21 protein-coding genes are annotated in these 20,986 nt (G+C 63.1%); 8 read left to right on the top strand and 13 right to left on the bottom strand.

All coding sequences use genetic code 11. From position 1 onward, the window contains the following. Positions 1-145: 145 nt before the first annotated feature. On the bottom strand, positions 146-1,033 hold the full coding sequence (locus LMTR3_RS27050; RefSeq protein WP_065748033.1) for an alpha/beta hydrolase: 888 nt from the start codon (positions 1,031-1,033) through the stop codon (positions 146-148). A gap of 226 nt (positions 1,034-1,259) precedes the next feature. On the opposite strand from LMTR3_RS27050, the gene LMTR3_RS27055 reads away from it, so the two are divergent. Continuing rightward, the gene (locus LMTR3_RS27055; RefSeq protein WP_065748034.1) at positions 1,260-1,715 is read left to right on the top strand and encodes an Hsp20 family protein; all 456 of its coding nucleotides are present in this window, start codon (positions 1,260-1,262) and stop codon (positions 1,713-1,715) included. An 87-nt stretch (positions 1,716-1,802) separates the two neighbouring features. Continuing rightward, on the top strand, positions 1,803-2,120 hold the full coding sequence (locus LMTR3_RS27060) for a hypothetical protein (protein WP_065748245.1): 318 nt from the start codon (positions 1,803-1,805) through the stop codon (positions 2,118-2,120). A gap of 131 nt (positions 2,121-2,251) precedes the next feature. Here LMTR3_RS27060 and LMTR3_RS27065 read toward each other — a convergent pair whose 3' ends face one another. The 4 genes from LMTR3_RS27065 to LMTR3_RS27080 all read right to left on the bottom strand — a co-directional run bounded on the left by LMTR3_RS27065 (position 2,252) and on the right by LMTR3_RS27080 (position 4,882). Beyond that, complete coding sequence (locus tag LMTR3_RS27065) at positions 2,252-2,881, bottom strand: transglutaminase-like cysteine peptidase (protein WP_065748035.1); 630 nt, start codon at positions 2,879-2,881, stop codon at positions 2,252-2,254. Between the two features lie 330 nt (positions 2,882-3,211). Then, positions 3,212-3,829 carry a PilZ domain-containing protein gene (locus LMTR3_RS27070; RefSeq protein ID WP_057843932.1) on the bottom strand — a complete coding sequence of 206 codons (618 nt, stop codon included), beginning with the start codon at positions 3,827-3,829 and terminating at the stop codon, positions 3,212-3,214. A 159-nt stretch (positions 3,830-3,988) separates the two neighbouring features. Continuing rightward, positions 3,989-4,435 (bottom strand): host attachment protein, encoded by a 447-nt coding sequence (locus LMTR3_RS27075; protein WP_065748036.1) that lies wholly within the window; start codon positions 4,433-4,435, stop codon positions 3,989-3,991. 36 nt (positions 4,436-4,471) lie between these two features. Then, positions 4,472-4,882: a DUF3775 domain-containing protein gene (locus LMTR3_RS27080; RefSeq protein ID WP_065748037.1), complete on the bottom strand. Its 411-nt coding sequence runs from the start codon at positions 4,880-4,882 to the stop codon at positions 4,472-4,474. A gap of 197 nt (positions 4,883-5,079) precedes the next feature. On the opposite strand from LMTR3_RS27080, the gene LMTR3_RS27085 reads away from it, so the two are divergent. Both LMTR3_RS27085 and LMTR3_RS27090 read left to right on the top strand, forming a co-directional pair. Then, positions 5,080-6,588, top strand: a complete 1,509-nt coding sequence (locus tag LMTR3_RS27085) for a DASS family sodium-coupled anion symporter (protein ID WP_065748038.1) — start codon at positions 5,080-5,082, stop codon at positions 6,586-6,588. 136 nt (positions 6,589-6,724) lie between these two features. Further along, positions 6,725-7,498, top strand: coding sequence for an enoyl-CoA hydratase-related protein (locus LMTR3_RS27090; RefSeq protein WP_065748039.1), 774 nt, complete (start codon positions 6,725-6,727; stop codon positions 7,496-7,498). Positions 7,499-7,507: 9 nt separating this feature from the next. On the opposite strand, the gene LMTR3_RS27095 is transcribed toward LMTR3_RS27090, so the two are convergent. The 5 genes from LMTR3_RS27095 to LMTR3_RS27115 all read right to left on the bottom strand — a co-directional run bounded on the left by LMTR3_RS27095 (position 7,508) and on the right by LMTR3_RS27115 (position 11,181). Beyond that, positions 7,508-8,236: an amino acid ABC transporter ATP-binding protein gene (locus LMTR3_RS27095; protein WP_065748040.1), complete on the bottom strand. Its 729-nt coding sequence runs from the start codon at positions 8,234-8,236 to the stop codon at positions 7,508-7,510. Continuing rightward, entirely contained in the window at positions 8,223-8,873 is a 651-nt protein-coding gene (locus LMTR3_RS27100) for an amino acid ABC transporter permease (protein ID WP_028349152.1), read from the bottom strand. Before LMTR3_RS27100 ends, LMTR3_RS27095 begins: the two co-directional genes overlap by 14 nt. 3 nt (positions 8,874-8,876) lie before the next feature. Further along, positions 8,877-9,539, bottom strand: a complete 663-nt coding sequence (locus LMTR3_RS27105; RefSeq protein ID WP_065748041.1) for an amino acid ABC transporter permease — start codon at positions 9,537-9,539, stop codon at positions 8,877-8,879. A gap of 75 nt (positions 9,540-9,614) precedes the next feature. After that, positions 9,615-10,394 (bottom strand): transporter substrate-binding domain-containing protein, encoded by a 780-nt coding sequence (locus LMTR3_RS27110; protein ID WP_065748042.1) that lies wholly within the window; start codon positions 10,392-10,394, stop codon positions 9,615-9,617. A 232-nt stretch (positions 10,395-10,626) separates the two neighbouring features. Continuing rightward, complete coding sequence (locus LMTR3_RS27115; protein ID WP_065748043.1) at positions 10,627-11,181, bottom strand: PAS domain-containing protein; 555 nt, start codon at positions 11,179-11,181, stop codon at positions 10,627-10,629. Positions 11,182-11,720: 539 nt separating this feature from the next. On the opposite strand from LMTR3_RS27115, the gene LMTR3_RS27120 reads away from it, so the two are divergent. Next, positions 11,721-12,518: a rhomboid family intramembrane serine protease gene (locus tag LMTR3_RS27120; protein WP_245320007.1), complete on the top strand. Its 798-nt coding sequence runs from the start codon at positions 11,721-11,723 to the stop codon at positions 12,516-12,518. 188 nt (positions 12,519-12,706) lie between these two features. Continuing rightward, positions 12,707-13,135 (top strand): CBS domain-containing protein, encoded by a 429-nt coding sequence (locus LMTR3_RS27125; protein ID WP_065748044.1) that lies wholly within the window; start codon positions 12,707-12,709, stop codon positions 13,133-13,135. A gap of 85 nt (positions 13,136-13,220) precedes the next feature. Here LMTR3_RS27125 and LMTR3_RS27130 read toward each other — a convergent pair whose 3' ends face one another. Next, positions 13,221-14,276 carry a patatin-like phospholipase family protein gene (locus LMTR3_RS27130; protein WP_065748045.1) on the bottom strand — a complete coding sequence of 352 codons (1,056 nt, stop codon included), beginning with the start codon at positions 14,274-14,276 and terminating at the stop codon, positions 13,221-13,223. 236 nt (positions 14,277-14,512) lie between these two features. On the opposite strand from LMTR3_RS27130, the gene LMTR3_RS27135 reads away from it, so the two are divergent. Both LMTR3_RS27135 and LMTR3_RS27140 read left to right on the top strand, forming a co-directional pair. Continuing rightward, the gene (locus LMTR3_RS27135) at positions 14,513-15,586 is read left to right on the top strand and encodes an RgsD C-terminal domain-containing protein (protein ID WP_065748247.1); all 1,074 of its coding nucleotides are present in this window, start codon (positions 14,513-14,515) and stop codon (positions 15,584-15,586) included. Between the two features lie 190 nt (positions 15,587-15,776). Then, positions 15,777-18,257, top strand: a complete 2,481-nt coding sequence (locus LMTR3_RS27140) for a putative bifunctional diguanylate cyclase/phosphodiesterase (protein WP_065748046.1) — start codon at positions 15,777-15,779, stop codon at positions 18,255-18,257. A 3-nt stretch (positions 18,258-18,260) separates the two neighbouring features. Here LMTR3_RS27140 and LMTR3_RS27145 read toward each other — a convergent pair whose 3' ends face one another. Both LMTR3_RS27145 and thrS read right to left on the bottom strand, forming a co-directional pair. Then, on the bottom strand, positions 18,261-18,824 hold the full coding sequence (locus LMTR3_RS27145; protein ID WP_065748047.1) for a nitroreductase family protein: 564 nt from the start codon (positions 18,822-18,824) through the stop codon (positions 18,261-18,263). A gap of 82 nt (positions 18,825-18,906) precedes the next feature. Next, positions 18,907-20,952, bottom strand: a complete 2,046-nt coding sequence (gene thrS / locus LMTR3_RS27150) for a threonine--tRNA ligase (protein WP_065748048.1) — start codon at positions 20,950-20,952, stop codon at positions 18,907-18,909. Positions 20,953-20,986 lie beyond the last annotated feature (34 nt).

Genomic DNA, 20,986 nt, shown 5'->3' on the forward strand with positions numbered 1-20,986 from the left:
TCCGGACGTGATTTCAATGCCCCTCAAATAGCACAGGCGCGCTGCCGCTAAAACCCGGGATTTGCTGGGCGGGTGAGGGATTCCGGCCAAACCCTTGGGAATCAGGCTTTTCTGCCGCGACCAGCGAGAGCTGGGTGTTCAGGTTCTATCGGACGTGCGACTGGAGGAATTGCCCGGCACAGGCCAGCGCGCGGCGCCCGTCTTCGAGATGGGCGTTCCAGACCGGCCAGGCGTGGATCATGTGTGGCCAGATCTGCAGCGTCACATCGACATCGGCCGCCCCCGCGGCCTCGGCAAGCCGCGTGGCGTCGGCCAGCAACGTCTCGGCCGATCCGACCTGAATCAGGACTGGTGGAATGCCCATGAGATCGGCGAATAGCGGCGAGATCAGCGGATCACGGCGATCGATGGATGGCGGCGTATAGGCGTCCGCAAGTTCAACCAGATAGGCCTTGTGAATCAGCGGATCGATGGCGTCCTTGGTGGCCAGCGTTTCGCCGGACATGGTGAGATCAGTCCACGGCGAAAGCAGCCAGGCGCAGGCGGGCAGCGGTTCGCCTGCCGCGCGCAGCCGGTTGATCAGCCCGAGCGTCAGGTTACCGCCGGCGCTGTCGCCGCCGACCGCGATGCTCGTCGCCGCAATGCCCTGCCGGCGCAGGAAACGCCACACTGTTAGCGCGTCTTCATGGGCGGCGGGGTAGGGATGTTCAGGGGCAAGCCGGTACTCGATCGCGAGAGTCCGCATACCCGCGGCGCGCCCGGCCTCCGTCACCAGGCGGCGGTGGCTGACAATCGAGCCGGAGCAGTATCCGCCGCCGTGGAAATACAGCAGCACCAGCGACTTCTCGCTGCCTGATACGATCGACCACTCGCCGGCAACGCCGTCGCAATCGACTGGCTGGCATTCCACGTCGGATGCCACCGGCCAGGTCGATCCGACCTCGTCGAGGCGCTGCCGCCGCTCTGACCATCCGACAGGCCGCGGCTTAGAGCCCAGCAAGGCGCGGATGGCGTCGATCTCGCGGTGGGCCACGGCGTCTCTCCTGATGAGGCCGGGCCATCATTGCACATCGTTTGGGACGAGCCAGCAGGCGGCCAAAATTTTTGTAGGTCCCCCTTGAAACCAAAAGGCCGTTTTCTAATTTTTTTGCTGCCGCCGCTGGGCGGCGGTCCGGGCGCCTGATGGGCCCGGCCTTGAGACGGGCACCGGTCGTGTCCGGTGCCGCTCGTATCCAACTTGCTCCATGGAGGATTTGGCTATGCGCACATACGATTTCTCACCCCTCTGGCGCTCGACCATCGGCTTCGACCGCCTTTTCGACCTCGTCGAAACCGCGCAACGCGCCGGCGAGGATAACTACCCTCCCTACAACATCGAGCGGCTGGGCGAAGACCGCTATCAGATCTCGCTGGCCGTCGCCGGCTTCGCAGTCGACGAGATCTCCGTGACCGCCGAGCAGAACACGGTGACGATCGAAGGCCGCAAGGCCGAGAAGGACCAGCGCGAATATCTCTATCAGGGCATCTCCGCGCGTCCCTTCAAGCGCCAGTTCAGCCTTGCCGATCATGTGCAGGTGAAGAGCGCGTCGTTCGAGCGCGGCCTGCTGCGGATCGAACTGTTCCGGGAAGTCCCGGAGGCGATGAAGCCACGCCGCATTGCCATCGATGGCGCTGCGCCCAGCAACGTTCAGCAGATCGAGGCGAAGGCGGCTTAAAGCCCGCCACGCCTCGCAAAGGGACCAAAGGCTCCCGCCCGAACATGTCGGGCGGGAAGCGTGTCCATCTTTGGGGAGGACAAGCTGATGATCGACCAGACAGATAATGTGTTTGATCTGAATGCCGTGCTGCATCCGGGAGCCGTGTTCGATCACCCGCGCGACGTGGTCGCCGACAGGACGCTTTCGCTCGCCGAAAAGCGCGCGATCCTGGCGTCCTGGGCTTCAGATGCGGCGGCGGTCGCTTCAAATCCTGCGCTGCGCGAGCTGGCGGGCACGAGCCGAATCGTGACGATCGATGAGGTGCTCGAAGCGCTCTCGATGCTCGACCCCAAACCGTCGGGACCACCCGGCGGCAAGCCGATGCGGCAAAAATCCACCTCACGCGTGGCGCTGGCGGCGTAGGTCACAAGCGACCACCACCCCGAAAAAGTTGCGGCCAGGCTTTGGGGGAAGCCTGGCCGCGCGCGAACCGGTCTGGGACGGGGAGGGGTGGGGATGTGACCGGGTCGCGGGTTGGTAAATTCCTTCTCTCGTTATCGATCGCGTGACGAGGCGGTGGCGACCGCCGGGCGGCTGTCACCGAGCGAGACCCATACGTTCGGGTCGCTCTGCGACTGACGCTTGACGAAGCGGTAGCCGGTTTCGGTCCAGGCCAGGACGTTTTCGTTCTGGTTGTCGAGAACGAACTCGCCCTTGTCGGTCTTCACCGTCAGCACTGCGTGGCCTTCGCCCTTCTTGTCGCGCACCACCGTGATCAGCAGCGCCTCGCGCGGCCATCCGGCGTCGATCAACATCTTGCGCTTCAGAAGCACATAGTCCTCGCAGTCACCGTAACCGTCCGTCGGCAACGACCATTTCTCGATCACGCCCCAATGATCCATGTCGGTGATCGGCTTGATGGCCTCGTTGACCCACTTGTTGACCCGCAGCAGATCCCGCCACGCCGTCTGCGACATCACGATGTCGCGCGGCTGTGAAGCGCCGCCGCGGCACTCGCCCACGTTTTCGGCGCAGAATTCGACCCAGCCGATCGGCGATCGCGCGGTATCGCCCAGGCTGGCATAGAGCACGTCGCCGGCTTTCGCCGAGACGCTCATCGAAGCGTTCATCCCTATCAGGACGGCGATGACCGCCAGTCCCTTCCCCTGTCCCCTGAACAACATCGTGGCCCCCGTTTCTTGTTGGGACCACGTTTCGCACAAAGGATTTGCGCCGCCGCTAAGTCAGGCAAGTACATTTGACGTGAATACTAGTAAAGCTAGCGGTGAATTCGATCTATACTTGAATCGAATTCGAATAAAATTTGAAACAACTGCTATTGATTCAAATTTTACGGATTAACGTCTGTGGCGCTGCAATAGCAGGGGATGCGCGGGCTAAAGCGCCCCGCGTTAACCGACTTTGGCCGGGGCCGGACAGCCAAAAGGCGGCATCCGGTAACGCGGATACCGCCTTTGGGGCTGAAAAATCAGGGATTTTTGGCGGCTGGCGCTTTACCGCGCGGTAACCGCGTCTTCGAGCGTCTCGGCGACTTGCTCGTGGACGAACTCGAGCGCAAAGCCTTCTTCGAGGTTTCGCACCACGCGGGACTGCACCTTGCCGAGCATGACCAGCGATTTCAGCGGCGGACGGTTCTCCGCGGCGATCGCGGCGCCCGACAGTGACAGGTCGATGATGCGGCAGGTCATCTTGCTGCCGTCCTCGAGGGTCAGTAGCGCGATCGGGTTGCGCGGCACGATGCGGTCGTGGCGGCGGTCTTCGGGCAGATTGAGGATATCGCGGTTGGCGAGCCAGGTGAGCTGGGCGGCGAGCTTGTCGCGCTTGCGCGCGGTGGCGCCGACCGTCATGGCAAAGCCGTTGTCGATAATGCGGGTGATTTTGCCCTCGACGCGGCCGATATGGTCGAGATAGGCGATCACGCGATCGCCGACATTGCCGATGCCGGGCGCCAGCAGCGCCAGTCCACCCGGCGACATGTTAATAATCTGGCAAGGAAATTCGCGACGATCCGGCAGCATGTAGCGGCCGAGCAAGTGAACCTTGACGCGCTGGAAGCGCCGCCGCTCCTCCGCGGACGGCACAGTGGTAGTTTTCTTTTGCGCAAACGACATCTTCGCCACCAGACAGCCGGTCCTTCGGCGTCAGGAAGACCCTAAGGCCGGCAGGGTTAACGATGTGTTAGCGCCGGTTGCATCAAACGCGGGTCTTCACCATGCATGGGCCATGCCGCCGCCATTCCGTTGCGGCGTTACAACAGGGCCTCCGGCCATTCACGCCAAAAGCTGCTTCTCGATCTCATAGACCGGCATCTTGACCAGGTCCTTGGCGACCTCCCCGTGAAGCGCCTTCCGAACCGCCGCCGAGTAATCCGACCTTATCATGCCCAGCGCACGGGGCGAGGCGACCATCGTCAGGGCCGAGGTTTCGCCGGTCGTGACGGCAGCGTCCAACCGGTCCGCCAAAGTCTTCAGGAATGAACGCTCCAGCTCATCGTGCCAGTCCGTCTGCTCGATCGAGCTTCGCGCGCTGCCGTTCGACTGCTGTATGCGACCGGGAGCGTCGCTTCCTTGCGCATGCGTGGAGAGGTCCGTCTGCTCGTACACTTCCTTGGCGTGCAGGTTTGGAAACACGCGATCACCGAGATTTTCGAGGATGAGTGCCTTGCGTCCGTCGCAGACAACGATCCAGTCGCCGGTGCCGATCTTCATCTTGGTCATTTTTAATGCTCCTGGATAATTTGGGGTCGCACAGGGTCAGAGCGGCGCTTCGAAGTCCTCAAAGGATTTGCCGAACTGCGACAGGGCCTCTTCCAGATAATCGGCAAGCATCGGTGTCCCGATCAGGTAACGCGCCGTGCGGCTATTGTGGGCGCGCGAAGCCTCCGAGCGCAGGTCTCTCCAACTGTCGAGGTCGCCGTCGCCGCGGCCGAGCCACATCAGGGCGACGAGATCGACCTGCTCATCCACATTCAATCCGCGAATGAAGCCGGAGAGCTCCGAGCGATCGGTTATTCTGCTGTGATCCTCAAAGCCGTGGACGGCGTCGTCGTCGGCAGATGCTGAATTGGCATCGAGCTCGGTCGCCGTACTGTCGGATTGACGCGACTTTGCGACGACAAAGAACACTTTTTCCGGTGAGATCGACAGGCTGGGAGCGTTTCGCATTGGGAAATCCTCGGCGCGTTACACATAGGTAAGGACGCCGGGCTAGCGGCACTTTGCGCGAGATCAAAAAGACGCGAGAAACCCGGTTGGCTCCGCCGGAGGGCAGTCCGTGTCAGTGCGGGTCATTAGCTGCTTGATCCAGCGCAAAACGGCAGCGCTGATCCCGGTCGATTGTGCTGTTCTGGGGAGGAGCGCGCATGGCCATCGTAGAACGGATAGGCGACACTGTCGTAGGCGACGGCCGCCAGAGTTGGATCAGGACCAACTGGGGATTGCTGCTGGCCGTTGCAGTGCTTGCCGCCATTCTCCTGTTACCGACGCCTGCGGGTTTGCCGATCGCGGCCCATCGCATGCTCGCCATTCTCGGCTTCGCCGTCATTATCTGGATGACAGAAGCGATCGACTACGCAGTATCGGCGGTCGTGATCGCCGCACTGATGGCATTCCTGCTCGGGCTGGCGCCGAGCGTGGCCAATCCCAAGGTGCTGATGGGCACGAGCGCAGCGCTTGGTCTTGCGTTCAGCGGCTTTGCCAACACTGCGCTGGTGCTGGTGGCGGCGGCGCTATTCCTGGCGGCGGCGATGACGGCAACGGGGCTCGACAGGCGCATTGCGCTCACCATCCTGTCGCGGGTTGGTACCGAAACCAGAAATGTCGTGATCGGAACCATCGTGGTCGGCTTCGTGATCGCGCTGATGGTGCCATCGACCACCGCACGCGTGGCCTGCCTGGTGCCGATCACGCTTGGCATCATCGCCGCCTTTGGCGTCAACAGGCGCGGCGCCTTTGCCGGCATGCTGATGATCACGACGGTGCAGACCGCGAGCATCTGGAATGTCGGCATCAAGACCGCGGCCGCGCAAAACATGGTGGCCATTGGATTTATCGAAAAGGCCTTCGGCAGGACGATTACCTGGCTGGATTGGCTGATTGCCGCCGGACCGTTTGCCGTCCTGATGTGCATTGCGCTGTATTTCGTGATGACGCGGATGATGCCGGCGGAAGTTGCGCAGGTGCCGGGCGGCCGCGAGGGCATCCGCAAGTCGCTGTCCGAACTCGGGCCGATGAAACCATCGGAGATCAAGCTGCTGCTGCTTTCGATCACCTTGATCGGGTTTTGGGCGACCGAAGGCGTGCTGCACAAATTCGATACCAGCACAACGACCGTCACGGCGGTGGCACTGATGTTCCTGCCGGGCCTCGGCATCATGACCTGGAAGGAGGCGCAGCCGAAGATTCCATGGGGCACGATCGTGCTGTTCGGTATCGGCATCAGCCTCGGCACCGCGCTGCTGCAGACTACCGCGGCGACATGGCTCGCCGACGTCGTCGTCAATGCATTCGGTCTGAAGAATGCGACGGCGCTCTTCATTCTCGCGGTGATGAGCTTGTTCCTAGTCGTGATTCATCTTGGCTTCGCCAGCGCCACTGCGCTGGCCTCGGCGATGATTCCGATCGTCATTGCCGTACTCAAGGGCGTGGCGACGCAGGGCATCAACGTGGTCGGCATGACCATGCTGCTGCAGTTCGTGGTGAGTTTTGGCTTCATCCTGGTGGTGAACGCGCCGCAGAACATGGTCGCCTATGGCACCGACACCTTCAGCGCGCGCGATTTTGTCCGCACCGGTCTGGTGCTGACCGTGATCGCGCTGGCGCTCGTGATGCTGCTTGCTGCGACGTACTGGCGCTGGCTAGGTTACGTATAAGGGGGTATGTGCAGCCGCTTGAGGCGGCGGCAGTTCACTTCTGCACGAGTTGGTTGAGATCCTGCTCGATCGTGTTCAGAAGGGTCTGTCAGGCCCGGCCGGGCCGGCCCCAAAACGTCAGCAGGCGGAGGAATAGATGCCGGGAGTGAAGCGAGAGCGCGACGGCAAGGTCCGCGTGCTGATACTGGACGAGCCCGACACCCTGAACGCGATGACGCCCGCTCTCCTGGGGGACCTTGCCACTGCCATTGGTGAAGCCAACGATGATCCGCAGGTGAGGGCGTTGGTGCTGACGGGCGCCGGGCGTGGCTTCTGCTCGGGCCAGAACCTCAAGGCAGCGCAAATCCTGGGCGACGACATCGCGGCCGGCGTGATGAAATATTACTGGCCGGCGTTCAGCGCGCTGCGCCAATGCCGCGTGCCGGTCGTGGTCGCGGTCAACGGCGTGGCGGCGGGCGGCGGATTCAGCCTTGCGATGGCGGGCGACATGATTGTTGCCGCACGTTCGGCTCGCTTCATTCAGGTGTTCAGCCGTATCGCGCTGGTCCCCGATCTCGGCTCGACCTGGCTGTTGCCGCGCCTCGTCGGCCGGCAACGCGCGCTCGAATTGATGATGACCAACGAGCCGCTGTCTGCCGATCTCGCGAAGGAGTGGGGATTGGTCCGCGAAGTATTCGACGATGCGGCGCTTCGTGACGGGGCGCTTGAGTTGGCGCGCCGGCTCGCCGATGGCCCGACGCGGGCGCTGGTCGCGACGCGCCGCCTGATCGACGAGAGCGAACACGCCACCTATGCCGACCAGTTCCGCCGCGAGATCGAAACGCAGGCGGAAATTCGTCTGAGTGCGGACGCGGTGGAAGGGCGCAATGCCTTCCTCGAGAAACGTGCGGCGGTGTTTACCGGACGCTGAGGCCGAAACTCAACCGACCTGGCCGACGAACTGCTGCAGTTCCGGGGTTCGCGGGGCGGCGAAGACCTCTTTCGGCACGCCTTCCTCATGCACCTTGCCGTGATGCATGAAGACGAGCTTGGTGCCGACGTCGCGGGCGAAGCGCATCTCGTGCGTCACCAGAATGAGCGTCATACCCTCGCGCGCCAATTGCTCGACCACGCGCAGCACCTCGTTGACCAGTTCGGGATCGAGGGCGGACGTGATCTCATCGCACAGCAACACTTTCGGCCGCATCGCCAGCGATCGCGCGATCGCGACGCGCTGCTGCTGGCCGCCGGAAAGCTCGCTTGGATAGGCGTCCATCTTTTCCGACAGACCCACCTTCGCCAGCACTTCGGCGGCGGTGGCGCGGGCCTCGGCCTTCGACACCTTGTTGACCACGGTGGGCGCCAGCATAACGTTCTCGGCGGCCGTCAGGTGCGGAAACAGGTTGAACTGCTGGAACACCATGCCGACGTGGCGGCGCAGTTCGCGCAGGTTGGTGTTGGCGCCGGCGACCTCGATGCCATCAGCGACGATGCTGCCGGATTGATAGGTCTCCAGGCCGTTGATGCAACGGAGCAGGGTGCTCTTGCCGGAGCCGGAGCGCCCGATGATTGCCACCACGTCGCCCTTGGCGATGTCGAGCGAGACGCCTTTCAGCACCTCATTCGGGCCAAAACTCTTCCTGACGTCACGGATGCTAACGAGCGACATTGAGGCGGCCTTCGATTTTCTTCGCCCACCAGGACAGCGGGAAACACAGACAGAAATAGATCAGCGCGACCAGCGAGTAGACCAGGAACGGCCGGAAGGTCGCGTTGTTGAGCATGGTGCCGGCCTTGGTCAATTCGACGAAGCCGATGATCGAAGCGAGCGCGGTGCCCTTGATCACCTGCACCGAAAACCCGACCGTCGGCGCCACCGCGATGCGCGAGGCCTGTGGCAGGATGACGTAGCGCATCTGTTCGATGTAGCTGAGGGCGAGGCTGGAGGAGGCCTCCCATTGGCCCTTCGGGATCGCTTCGACGCAGCCGCGCCAGATCTCGGTCAGGAACGCGCTGGTCCAGAACGTCAGCGCCAGCGTCGCGGCCATCCACGGCGAAACCTCGACGCCAAACAGCGCGATGCCGAAGAAGAACAGGAACAACTGCATCAATAGCGGCGTACCCTGGAAAAACTCGATGTAGATCTTGGTGAACCATTCCAGCGGCGCGATCCGCGAGGTGCGCATGAACAGCAGCACCAGCCCGACGATGCCGCCGCAGAAGAAGGCGATTAGCGACAGCACGATGGTCCACTGCGTGGCGATCAAGAGGTTGGAGAGGATGTCCCAGAAGCTGAACTGCAGCATGGTTCACCTCGCCTTGAAGATGACGCGGCCGAGCGCCCGCAAGAGCGAACGCGTCAGCATCGCCAGCAGGAGGTAGCCCAGCGCGACCAACAGGTAGACCTCGAAGTTGCGGAAGTTTCGCGACGCTACATAGTTCGCGGCATAGGTGAGGTCTTCCGCCGAAATCTGCGACACCACCGCCGAGCCCAGCATCACGATGATGATCTGCGACGACAACGCCGGATAGATTTTTCGGAACGCCTGGTTCAGCACGATGTGGCGCAGCACCTCCCATTTGCTCATCGCAAGGCTCAGGCCGGCCTCGATATGGCCCTTCGGAACCGCCTCGATGCCGGCGCGGATGATCTCGGTCGAGTAGGCGCCGAGATTGATCACCATGGCGAGGAAGGCGGCGATGGTCTCGCTGAGTTTCAACCCGAGCGCCGGCAGGCCGAAGAAGATGAAGAACAACTGCACGATGAACGGCGTGTTGCGGATCAATTCCACGTACACAGCGACGATACGGCCCAGCCAGCCGGGACCGAAGGTGCGCGCCGCGGCGCCCGCAGTGCCGACCGCGATGCCGACGACTGTCGACACGATCGTCAGCACGATCGTGAAGACCAGCCCATACAGCAGCACGTTCCAGTAGGGCAGCAGTTCGGCGAATTGCAGTTTGTAGGACACTGCCCAGCCTCATAGCGTTTCAAGCGAAGTGGATACCGGTTCGCGTGAAGAAAGCGCGTCAAAACAAAAGTGCGCTTAGAAGCCGGGCGGCAGCGGTGCTTTCAGCCACTTCTCCGACAGTTTTCCGATCTCGCCAGATGCCTTCGCCTTGGTGATGATCTCGTTGACCTTGGCGAGCAGCGCCGGCTCGTTCTTGTTGAGCCCGACATAGCAGGGGCTGTCCTTGATCACGAATTTCAGCATCGGCGCGCGGGCAGGGACCTTCTCGGCGATCGCGGCCGCGACTGTGTTGCCGGTGGCGATCAGATCGACCTGGCCGGACACGAAGGCCGCGATGGTCGCGTTGTTGTCCTCGAAACGCTTGATGGTCGCGTCCGGCGGCGCCGAGGCAGTCAGTGCCTGCTCCTCGATCGCGCCGCGGGTGGCGCCGATGGTCTTGCCCTTGAGGTCGGCTGCGCTCGTCACCGTGATCGCCTTGGTGCCGAACACGCCGGAGAAGAACGGCGCATAGGCGATCGAGAAGTCGATGACCTTTTCGCGCTCCTCGTTCTTGCCGAGGCTGGAAATCACCAGGTCGGCCTTGTTGGTCTGCAAATAGGGAATGCGGTTGGCGCTGGTCACCGGAATGATTTCGGTCTTCACCCCAAGTTCCTTGCCGATCAGATTGGCCATGTCGATGTCGTAGCCCTGCGGCTTCAGATCGAGCCCGGCTGAGCCGAACGGCGCAAAATCCTGCGGCACGGCGATCTTGATCACCTTGGACTTCATGATCGAATCGAGGGCGTCGGCATGGGCCTGCGTCGCCACCGCGGCAGTGGCAATTGCGGCGGCAAGCATCAGTCTCTTGAACGGCATACTAGGGATCTCCGAGGTTACGGCGAGGACGCGCCTCCGAGATGTTCTCTCGGTGCGTCTCATTCAGCGGATGTGGCCCGGCTCCACGTCGTAGTTCGACCCTGCCTGACGCCTCGCATTTAGGCAATGCTTGGCCGTGCTTTTTTTGGAGGCTTTTTGTGGGTCGATTTCGAGCATGATCACGCGACCATGCGTTGTGCTGCAGCGTTTCGACATGCCCGACGGTTCGTGACTACCGCAGGCCCTCATACACCATGAACCCGCGCGCGATCGCGAGCTTGCGCAAGGCGCGCGGGACGAATTTTTGCGGCCGATGCAGATAGCGCCACGACGTCACCTTGAAATCCCTGATCGTGCCGAGATCGCTTTCGAACGGCGCCAGCAATCCGGTCAGGCTGATCGGCGCATGCGCGCGGTTGTTGAAAGGCAGCAGCAGCAACTCAAGATGCGCCGTCGTACCGTCTTGCGAAGTCGCGGTGAGGCCGGCAATCGCCGCCAGCATTTCTTCGGCGACGTAGCTGATGATCTCCTCGATCTCGCGGCGGCTGTCCGGAGTGAACAGCGCCGAGAAACTCGAGTCCTTCATGTCGCGGCCGAGCAGGGCGCAGACCCGTGTTCCGGCGACACGAAACGGATAACCGGCCTCGTTGTCGTAGGACAGCACGAAGATGTCGCCGAGCAGCTCGCGCACCGCGCCGGGTTCGATCTCGCTACGGTCCGGAGCCCGCGCGTCGCCGCGTTTCGCGTCCCAATAGGCGAAGAACTCGCGGCTCGATGGGTGTTTCATGCTTACCTTTTCCCCGGCTTGCCTTGGCGGGACACATCTGTCCCGCTTTTGCGCAACACGCCTTCCCTTGTTCGTTGTGCAGGACAGGCCGTGCAGCGTCCATGCCGGGGACGCGATTTGGCCGCGTGGGGCGCGGCTTTGCGTTGTTAACGTTAAATTAACTATGAGGTTGGCGGTGGCGCTGCGGCGCGCGTAATGTGGAACGCATCAGGCGGCGCCGGCTTATCTGTCCGGCGCGGTTGGTACACAGGTGGCATCAAACAGTTTGGTCATCGCGCGGGGAGGGGCGGGGATGTGATCCCGGCTCCGGGCGCGAAAAGGCCAGCAAGACAAGGGAGGGCTTTCTCAGAGCTCTCCCTTTTTCTTTTTTGCAGTCTCCCGGACGCGGCGCAGCGCCCCTTGGCGGTGCGACGCGGAGCCGGGGCCCGTGCACTGCAGAATCCGCTTGGCTCCCGCCGATTGTGCGCTTGCACAGGGCGGGCAAAGCCGCCTATCTGGGCCCATACGACTCGAAGCCGCCAGCTAAGGTCCTGGACCCCTTGGAATCCCAGTCTTACTCATCCCCGGTCGAGCCGCCGGACGCCCCGCACGAGCCGATCTTGACGCTACCGGCCGCGCTCACGGCCTATATCGCGCTGATCGCTGCGATTCATTTGCGGGTGCTGCTGCCGGTTGAGCTGGAGAACTGGACCATCGACGTCTTCGGCTTCATTCCGAAGCGCTACGACTCCACCTTACTCAACATCACCTTTCCCGGCGGAGCCGGCGCCAAGGTATGGACCTTCGTCACCTATTCGCTGCTGCATGCCAATCTCAGCCATATCGGCTTCAACCTGTTGTGGCTGTTGCCGTTCGGCAGCGCGCTGGCGCGCCGGTTCGGTGCCGTCAGGTTCTTCGTCTTCATGGCGGTGACGGCCGTGGCCGGCGCCGTGGCACATCTCGTCACCCATGAACACGCGATCGCGCCAATGATCGGCGCCTCGGCCTCGGTATCCGGCGCCATGGCCGCCGCCATCCGCTTTGCCTTCGTGCGGGGAAGTTTTCTTTCGTTCCACCGGGGCGATGCGGATGCCGCCGCGAAGGTTCCGGCGCTGTCGCTTTCCCGGGCGTTGCGCAACGCGCGCGTGCTCGGATTTCTGGCGGTGTGGTTCGGCGTCAACATCATCTTCGGCCTTGGGTCGATTTCGATCGGCACGGAAGGCGCCAGTGTTGCCTGGCAGGCGCATATCGGCGGATTTCTCGCCGGCCTGATGTTGTTCTCGCTGTTCGATCCGGTACCGCGTGCGACGCCGCATACCGCGGATGCTTCATGGCCGGACGAATCTGGCCGCGTCTGATCGCCGCTTGCGGCGAGGGCCGATTTCATTCATCATCCGCACTGGTTGTAACGCAAGCCAATGCCGCTGCCGTGGATGACAGCCGCGCTTGCAAACCGCGGCCTGAAACGAAACCGGCGCGGAACTGTTGATTGAAGCTCACGAACAAGTCCGGCCCCTTGGGCACGAACGGATTCAGGGAGGCGACAATGACGGTACGTTCAATTCTCGACACCAAGGGCCATCAGATCACGAGCATCGAGCCGGATGCCAAGCTTTCGGCCGCGATCAAGATCCTTGGCGAACGCAAGATCGGCGCCGTGCTGGTGATGAACCAGGGAAGCGTGGAGGGGATCCTTTCGGAGCGCGATATTGTCCGCGTGTTGGGCGAGCGCGGCGCCAGGGTGCTCGAGGAGCCGGTCAGCGAGGTCATGACGAGCAAAGTCGTGAGTTGCCGGCAGTCCGACACTGTCGCGGGGATCATGGAGATGATGACGCTCGGCAAGTTCAGGCATCTGCCCGTTATCGAGGAGGGCAAGGTGGTTGGGCTGATATCGATCGGCGACATCGTCAAGCGCCGTGTCCAGGAATATGAGGCCGAGCAGGAAGCGCTGCGCGACTACATCAAGACGGCGTAAGCTTATTTTGACGCGTTTTCTTGGCGTGAGCCGGTGACCACCCTCGGATCACGTCCGAGGGCAAGCTTCGCTTGAGAATGCTACGCTATTCCTTGTCAGGCTTTTCGAGCGCCTTCTCGGCTTCGATCTGCGGCGGCGCCAGGATATGGATCGCCTCCTGGATCGAGTCGATCGCCCGCTCGGCCGCTTTCACGCCGTGGGCGATCAGATCGTCAGCGCGATGAAAATCGAACCAGCCGATCTTGCCGACGCGGGGCGAGATCAGGAGGTCCGGCGGATCACCGGCAAGCCGAGCGCGGGTGATGCGGTCCTGCATGATGTTGAAGGCATCGACCATGACCGAGGAGATGCCCGGACGTCCGCCGCCACCGAAGAATTCACGCTTCATCGTGCGCTCGGCGGAGAAGAATTTTCCGATGCCGCGTTTACGCGGCTCGGGTTCGGGCAGCGCTTCCGGCATCACCGACACCGAAACACCAGGCGTCGGGCCGTGGGAATAGATCGTCGTGGAGTGCGCGAAGACATCGCTGGAGAGATTGGCGGCAATCACGATTTCCGCGCCGAGCGCGCGCGCCGCCGACACCGGCACCGGATTGACCAGGGCGCCGTCGACCAGCCACCGGTCGCCAACGAGGATCGGCGAGAATATTCCCGGCAGCGCGTAGGAGGCGCGCATCGCGTCCACCATTGGGCCGTGGGTCAGCCAGATTTCGTGGCCGGTGCGCACTTCGGTCGCGACGGTGGCGAATTTCACCGGCAGATCCTCGATCAGGCTTTGGCCGAGCGCCGCCTCCAGTTGGGCCGCAAGCTTGGCGCCGCCGATCAGGCCCGAACCGTTCAGGCGGATATCGAGATAGGAGAGGACCGTTCGCGGCTGCAGGCTGCGTGCCCATTCTTCCAGCGTGTCGAGATGTCCGGCAGCAAAGGCGCCGCCGACCACGGCGCCGATCGACGTTCCCACCACGACGTTGGGCATGATCCCGTGAGCCACCAGCGTCCGGACGATGCCGATATGGGCAAAGCCGCGTGCGGCGCCGCCACCCAGCGCCAGTCCGATCACCGGCCGGCGGATACTGCCGAGCCCCACCTTGTCGTCAGCACCGGAGCCTTTTTGGCCGCGGCCCATCCAGCTATCCAACACGCAAGCCCTCCGGCTCCAACGATAACCGCCGCGGCGCGGCCGCGCCAGAATTGTCCACTCTAATCCGGATGCATGGTTTATGCCCGGCGAAATGCCGGCCTAGGCAGGGAATGTGACTGGACCACGACCGCTGGATTAACATTGGGTCCCAGTGTGGGTTCCGCTAGCTAGCGCCGCTCGCCAAACTTCGGCCACGAAGGCTTGAATTTGCCGCGTTTTAAGTGAAAAGCATGGCGATGATTTCGGGCGGCAACGGTATCGTAGGCTACGGGCGGGGCAGATGGCCTTTCCCGGCGCTGGCGATCGCCTTCACGCTGGTTACGTTGCTTCTTCCGGCCCCGGTCTCGGCGCAGTGGTTCTCGGACCGCCCGCCACCGGTGCCGCCCGCCGTGGTTCCGGACACCCAGACCGGGCCTGCCATGAATCTGGCGCCCCCATCGGGGACGGGGGCGATTCCACCGCTTCCCGCGCCGCTGAACCAGCCGACCATCGTTCAGCCGCAGGTCACGGCCGTGCCACCGGTGGTACCGCCGCCGGGTGCGGCGACCGCTGGCCAGGCGGTGCTATCGCTGACGGCGCGCTACGGTAAGGATCTGCCTGTTATCAACGGCGGGCTGGTGTGGCGGGTATTTGCCGACAAGCCCGACGATACCGGCACGTTCAAGCTGATCCGCGAGGAGCGCGGCGCGACCCCGAACATTGTGCTGCCGCCCGGCAATTACGTCGTCCATGTGGCTCTCGGCCTGGTCAGCGCGGTGCGGGCGGTGAGCCTGAAAGCCGAGACGGACCGCGTGGCTTTCGTGCTTCCGGCCGGCGGACTGCGCATCGAAGGCCGCGTCGGCACCAGCAAGATTCCCCCGAACCAGATTTCGTTCGCGATCTACAAGGGCAGCCAATTCGAAGGCTCCGAACGCACCCCGCTGCTTCCGAACGTCGCCGCGGGCGACGTCGCGCTGCTGCCGGAGGGCACCTACTACATCATCTCCAACTATGGCGATGCCAATTCGGTGGTCCGCTCCGACATCCGCGTTCAGGCCGGCAAGCTGACGGACGTGACCGTCTCCCACCGCGCGGCGGTGATTACGCTGAAGCTGGTCAGCGACAGGGGCGGCGAGGCGCTCGCCAACACCGCATGGTCGGTGATCACGCCGGGCGGCGACGTCATCAAGGAATCGATCGGCGCGTTTCCGCGCGTGGTGCTGTCCGAAGGCGAGTACCGCGCGATTGCCAAGAACGAAGGCAAGGTGTTCGAGCGCTCCTTCAACGTCGTCAACGGCGTCGACGGCGAGGTCGAGGTCGTGGCGCGCTAGACCACGACGTTTTCGAAAGTCTCAGCGTTCGACTGTCATAGTCTCTAATACGCACTAACCATCGCACAACTTAGAACTGTCATAATCGCCGCATCGACGTACCGCTGCCGTAATTTTTTACACGGTCTTAAACCCGGCTGCATTGGATGCCCCAGGATTGAGTGCGCGGCGCGCGCGTAGTGGGGCAGTTATGGTTGCGGCCAGATCATCGAAAAAATCGCCGGAGAAATTCAACACCGAGATGTTCGCCGACGTCCCGGTCCTGAAGCGCAAATGGCAGGCTGCGTTGCGTCCGGGCGAGAAGCTGCCACGCTATGAAGACGTCATGCTCGGCAGCCTCGGCCGGCTGGCGGATCACGTCGTTCTGCTTCGGAACGACAACGACACGCTCTCCATCTCGCACACCGGCCGCTACGTCCAGCAATGGCTGAATGATGATCGCTGGGACATTTCCTTAAGTGCATTGCCGCCGGATTGCGCGACCGCGCTCGGCGAGGCGGCATCCAACGCGCTGCAGAACGACCGTCCGTACCTCGCCACGGCGCATTGCGTGCGCGATGGGCTGGTTCGGACCTATGACGTGCTGGCGCTGCCGACGTCGTCGCGCTGGGGCGGAACCCTGATCGGCGCCTATGTCAACGAGCGCGATGCGCAATTCAATCTGTTGGACACGATCTTCTCTGCGACCGACGAGGGCATGCTGTCGCTGGCTGCGATTCGCGATGCGAATGGCCGCCCGTCCGATTTTCAGATCGTTCACCTCAATCAGGGAGCGGCGCGGCTATTGCGGCAGCCGTCGACGGAATTGTTATGGCGACGGCTTGCCGCGGGCGGAAACCTGCTGGGCACGCCGGAGGTGATCCGTCGCCTTCGCGACATCGTCATCAGCGGCAATGGCGATCAGATCGAAATCGATAGCGAGGACCGTTGCCTGCGACTGGGCGCGACGGTGTTCGGCGACATGCTCTCGCTGACGGTTTCCGACGTTACGGCGCTGAAGCGACGCGAAGTTTCGTTCCGCCTGCTGTTCGACAACAATCCGATGCCGATGTGGGTGTTCGATGCCGAAACGACTCAATTCCTGAGCGTCAACGACGCGGCCGTGCGCCATTACGGCTACGCGCGCGAAACATTCCTGCAGATGCAGCTTCGCCAGATCTGGCCGGAGGACGAATGGGCCAGCCACAGCCAGGCGCTGCGGCAGCTCGGCGACATCTACAATTCGAGCCGCGACTGGCGGCATCTCAAGGCCGACGGCAGCGAAATCCATGTGCTGACGTTTGGACGGCGCGTTGCCTTCGACGGACACGACGGCTATCTGGTGGCCGTGGTCGATATTACAGAGCGCCGCGCGGCGGAGGCGCGGATCGCTCACATGGCCCATCACGACGGCCTGACCAATCTGCCGAACCGCGATTTCTATCAGGAGCGTCTTCGCCAGGCGCTCGAACGCGCTGCGCCCGGCAACAGGCGCGTGGCAGTGCTGTGTGTCGATCTCGACCTGTTCAAGAACGTCAATGACTCGTTCGGTCACCCGATGGGTGACCGTCTGCTGAAGCAGGTGGCCGAGCGGTTGAAGTCAGAGATTCGCGGCGACAATCTCGTCGCCCGGCTTGGCGGCGACGAATTCGCGATCGTGCTGGTCTCCGAGGTGTCGCCGAACGAGGTGAGCGACTTTGCCGACCGACTGATCAGTGTGTTGAGCGCGCGCTACGACCTCGATGGCATCGAGGTCGTCGTCGGCGCCAGCGTCGGCATCGCGCTGTCGCCCGGCGATGGTGCAAGCTGCGAGGAATTGATGCGCAACGCCGACATGGCGCTCTATCGGGCGAAATCGGATGGCGGCAACGTTCATCGCTTCTTCGAGCGCGAGATGGACCGCCAGGCGCAGAAGCGCCGCGACATGGAGCGCGACCTGCGCCGCGCCTTCGCGAGCGGCGAATTCGAACTGCACTATCAGCCGCTGGTGGATATTGCCGCCAACCGCATCAGCGGGTTCGAATCGCTGTTGCGCTGGCGCAATCCTGAACAGGGCATGATCTCTCCGGCCGAGTTCATTCCGGTCGCCGAGGATATCGGATTGATCGTGGCACTGGGCGAGTGGGTGCTGCGCGAGGCCTGTTCGGAGGCCGTGAACTGGCCGGAGGACGTCAAGGTCGCCGTCAACCTGTCGCCGGTCCAGTTCCGCAGCCGCAACCTGGTTCAGGCGGTGATTTCGGCGCTGGCGCATTCCGGCCTGTCGCCGCGGCGGCTCGAGCTCGAAATCACCGAGTCGGTCTTCCTGGCCGAGACCGAAGCCAATCTGGCGATCCTGCATCAGCTTCGCGAGCTCGGCGTCAGCATATCCATGGATGACTTCGGCACCGGTTATTCGAGCCTCAGCTATCTCAGGAGCTTTCCCTTCGACAAGATCAAGATCGACCGCTCGTTCGTGAAGGACCTTGCCGAGCGTACCGATTGCGTCGCGATCGTACGCGCCATCTCCGGCCTCGGGCGCAGCCTGAACATCACGACGACGGCGGAGGGCGTCGAGACCATGGACCAGCTCGACTGGCTGCGCGCCGAAGGCTGCAACGAGGTGCAGGGTTTTCTGTTCAGCGCAGCAAAACCGGCATCCGAGCTCGCCGCGTTGCTGTCCGGGTTCGATAAGCGGGCTTCGAAGGCGGCGTGAGCCCTAGAACCGCGTCACGATGTCCGCCAGCGCCGGGCGGGGGCGGTCTTCGGCCGGCTTCGAGGGGGTGCCGATGTGGATGAAGCCGGCGAGTTTTTCATCCGCCTTCAATCCGAGCCCATCGAGCACGTCGCGGTCGAACGCGAACCAGCCGGTCAGCCAGCAGGCGCCGTAACCAAGCGCCGTCGCCGCCGTGACGATGTTCATCGCGCTGGCGCCGGCGGATAATTCCTGTTCCCACCCCGGCACCTTCGGGTGCGGCCTTGTAAAGCTTACCACCGCGATCACCAGCGGCGCGTCCATCAGCCGGCGCTTCTCCACCTCGATATCGGAGGCCGGGGCGGACGGGTTCTTCTTTGCAAACACCTGCGCAATGATATCGCCGGCCCGGGCGCGGGCGTCGCCCTCGAACACGACGAAGCGCCACGGCGTCAGCTTGCCGTGATCCGGCACCCGCGCGCCGATTGTCAGAATGGTCTCGAGTTCGCTTGGTGTCGGGCCGGGCCCGCTCATCTCGCGGGGCTTGATCGAGCGGCGGATCTTCAGGAGTTCAAGGGCGTCGGGCACAAGGGTCTCTTTTGTCGGAAATGGCTGTGCCAGAGATAGTGGCACAGCCGCTCCAGCGGAAGCCGATTTAGACGGATTATGATCAGGCCGCGGCCCGCATCCGCTTCACGTCCGGCGGTGTCGCTTCCTCGACGAGGGCGGCCAGCGCCTCGGTGGTCGGCATCACCTTCTGCCCGTCGCTGCCGAGCCGGCGGATCGAGACCGAATGGGTCTCGGCTTCCTTCTTGCCGACGACGAGCAGGGCAGGGATTTTCGCCAGCGAATGCTCGCGGACCTTGTAGTTGATCTTCTCGTTGCGCAGGTCGATCTCGACGCGCAGGCCGGCCCGCCGCGCGGCAGCCGCGACCACCTTGGCGTATTCGTCGCCTTCGGAGGTGATGGTCGTCACCACAACTTGGGTGGGCGCCAGCCAGAGCGGGAAATTGCCGGCGAAGTGCTCGATCAGGATGCCGATGAAACGCTCCATCGAGCCGCAGATCGCGCGATGCACCATCACCGGCGCCTTCTTCGAGCCGTCGGCATCGATATAGAACGCGCCGAACCGTTCCGGCAGGTTGAAGTCGACCTGCGTGGTGCCGCATTGCCAGTCGCGGCCGATCGCGTCGCGCAGCACATATTCGAACTTCGGCCCGTAGAACGCGCCTTCTCCGGGATTGATCTCGGTCTTGATGCGGTTGCTGCCGCTGGCCTGAATCTCCGCCAGCACGGTGGCCATCACGCGCTCGGCATGATCCCACATCTCGTCGGTGCCGGCGCGCTTCTCCGGCCGGGTCGAGAGCTTGACTGTCAGTTCGCCCTCGAAGCCGAAATCGGCGTAGGTCGACAGGATCAGCTCGTTGATCTTGAGGCACTCCTCGGCGAGTTGGGCTTCGGTGCAGAACACATGCGCGTCGTCCTGCGTGAAGCCGCGCACCCGCATCAGCCCGTGCATGGCGCCGGACGCCTCGTAGCGATGCACTACGCCGAACTCGGCCAGACGCAAGGGCAGGTCGCGATAGCTCTTCAGGCCGTGCTTGAAGATCTGGACATGGCCCGGACAGTTCATCGGCTTCAGCGCAAACCAGCGCTTGTCCTCGGCCTCGTCGCCGGCGGACTGCGCCGCGAACATGTTCTCGCGGTACCAGTCCCAGTGGCCCGAGGTCTCCCACAGCACCTTGTCGAGGATCTGCGGCGCGTTGACCTCGTCATAGTCGCCGGTCAGGCGGCGGCGCATATAGGCAATCAGCGCCTGGAAAATGGTCCAGCCCTTCGGGTGCCAGAACACCACGCCGGGGCCTTCCTCCTGGAAGTGGAAGAGATCGAGCTCGCGGCCGAGCTTGCGGTGGTCGCGCTTCTCCGCTTCCTCGATCTGCTTGAGGTAGGCGTCGAGCTCTTCCTGCCTGGCGAATGCCGTGCCGTAGATGCGCGTCAGCATCGGGTTGTTGGCGTCGCCGCGCCAATAGGCGCCCGCCACCTTCATCAGCTTGAAGGCGTTGCCGATCTTGCCGGTCGAACTCATATGCGGGCCGCGGCACAGGTCGAACCAGTCGCCCTGGAAGTAGATTTTTATGGGCTCGTCGCCCGGAATGGCGTCGACCAGCTCGACCTTGAAGGCCTCGCCCTTGTCGCGGAACACCTGCTTGGTCTTCTCGCGATCCCAGACTTCCTTGGTGAAGGGCTTGTCGCGCGCGATGATCTCGCGCATCCGCTTTTCGATCGCCGCGAAATCTTCCGGCGTGAACGGCTCGTTGCGGAAGAAGTCGTAATAGAAGCCGTTCTCGATCACCGGGCCGATCGTGACCTGCGTGCCTGGCCACAGCGATTGCACCGCTTCGGCCAACACGTGCGCGCAGTCGTGCCGGATCAGTTCGAGCGCGCGCCGGTCTTCGCGGCTGATGAGTTCGATCTTCGCATCGTGCGAAATCGGATCGTTGAGATCGGCGACCACGCCGTCCAGCGCCATCGCGACCGTGCGCTTGGCGAGCGAGGGCGATATGCCCTTGGCGACGTCGAGCCCGGTGGTGTCCTTGGCGAAGTCGCGCTTCGCGCCGTCGGGGAAAGTGAGGGTGATTTTTTGCACGGGTTCGGCCGGTTTCAAATTCGCAAGGCCAAATTGGAACCCCGATGCGGGTGCATTGCTGTCAGGCATTGGCGTCTCCTAAAGCTCACTCCTGCGAACGAGC

It is taken from the genome of Bradyrhizobium sp. LMTR 3, assembly GCF_001693485.1.
GTDB lineage: Bacteria > Pseudomonadota > Alphaproteobacteria > Rhizobiales > Xanthobacteraceae > Bradyrhizobium.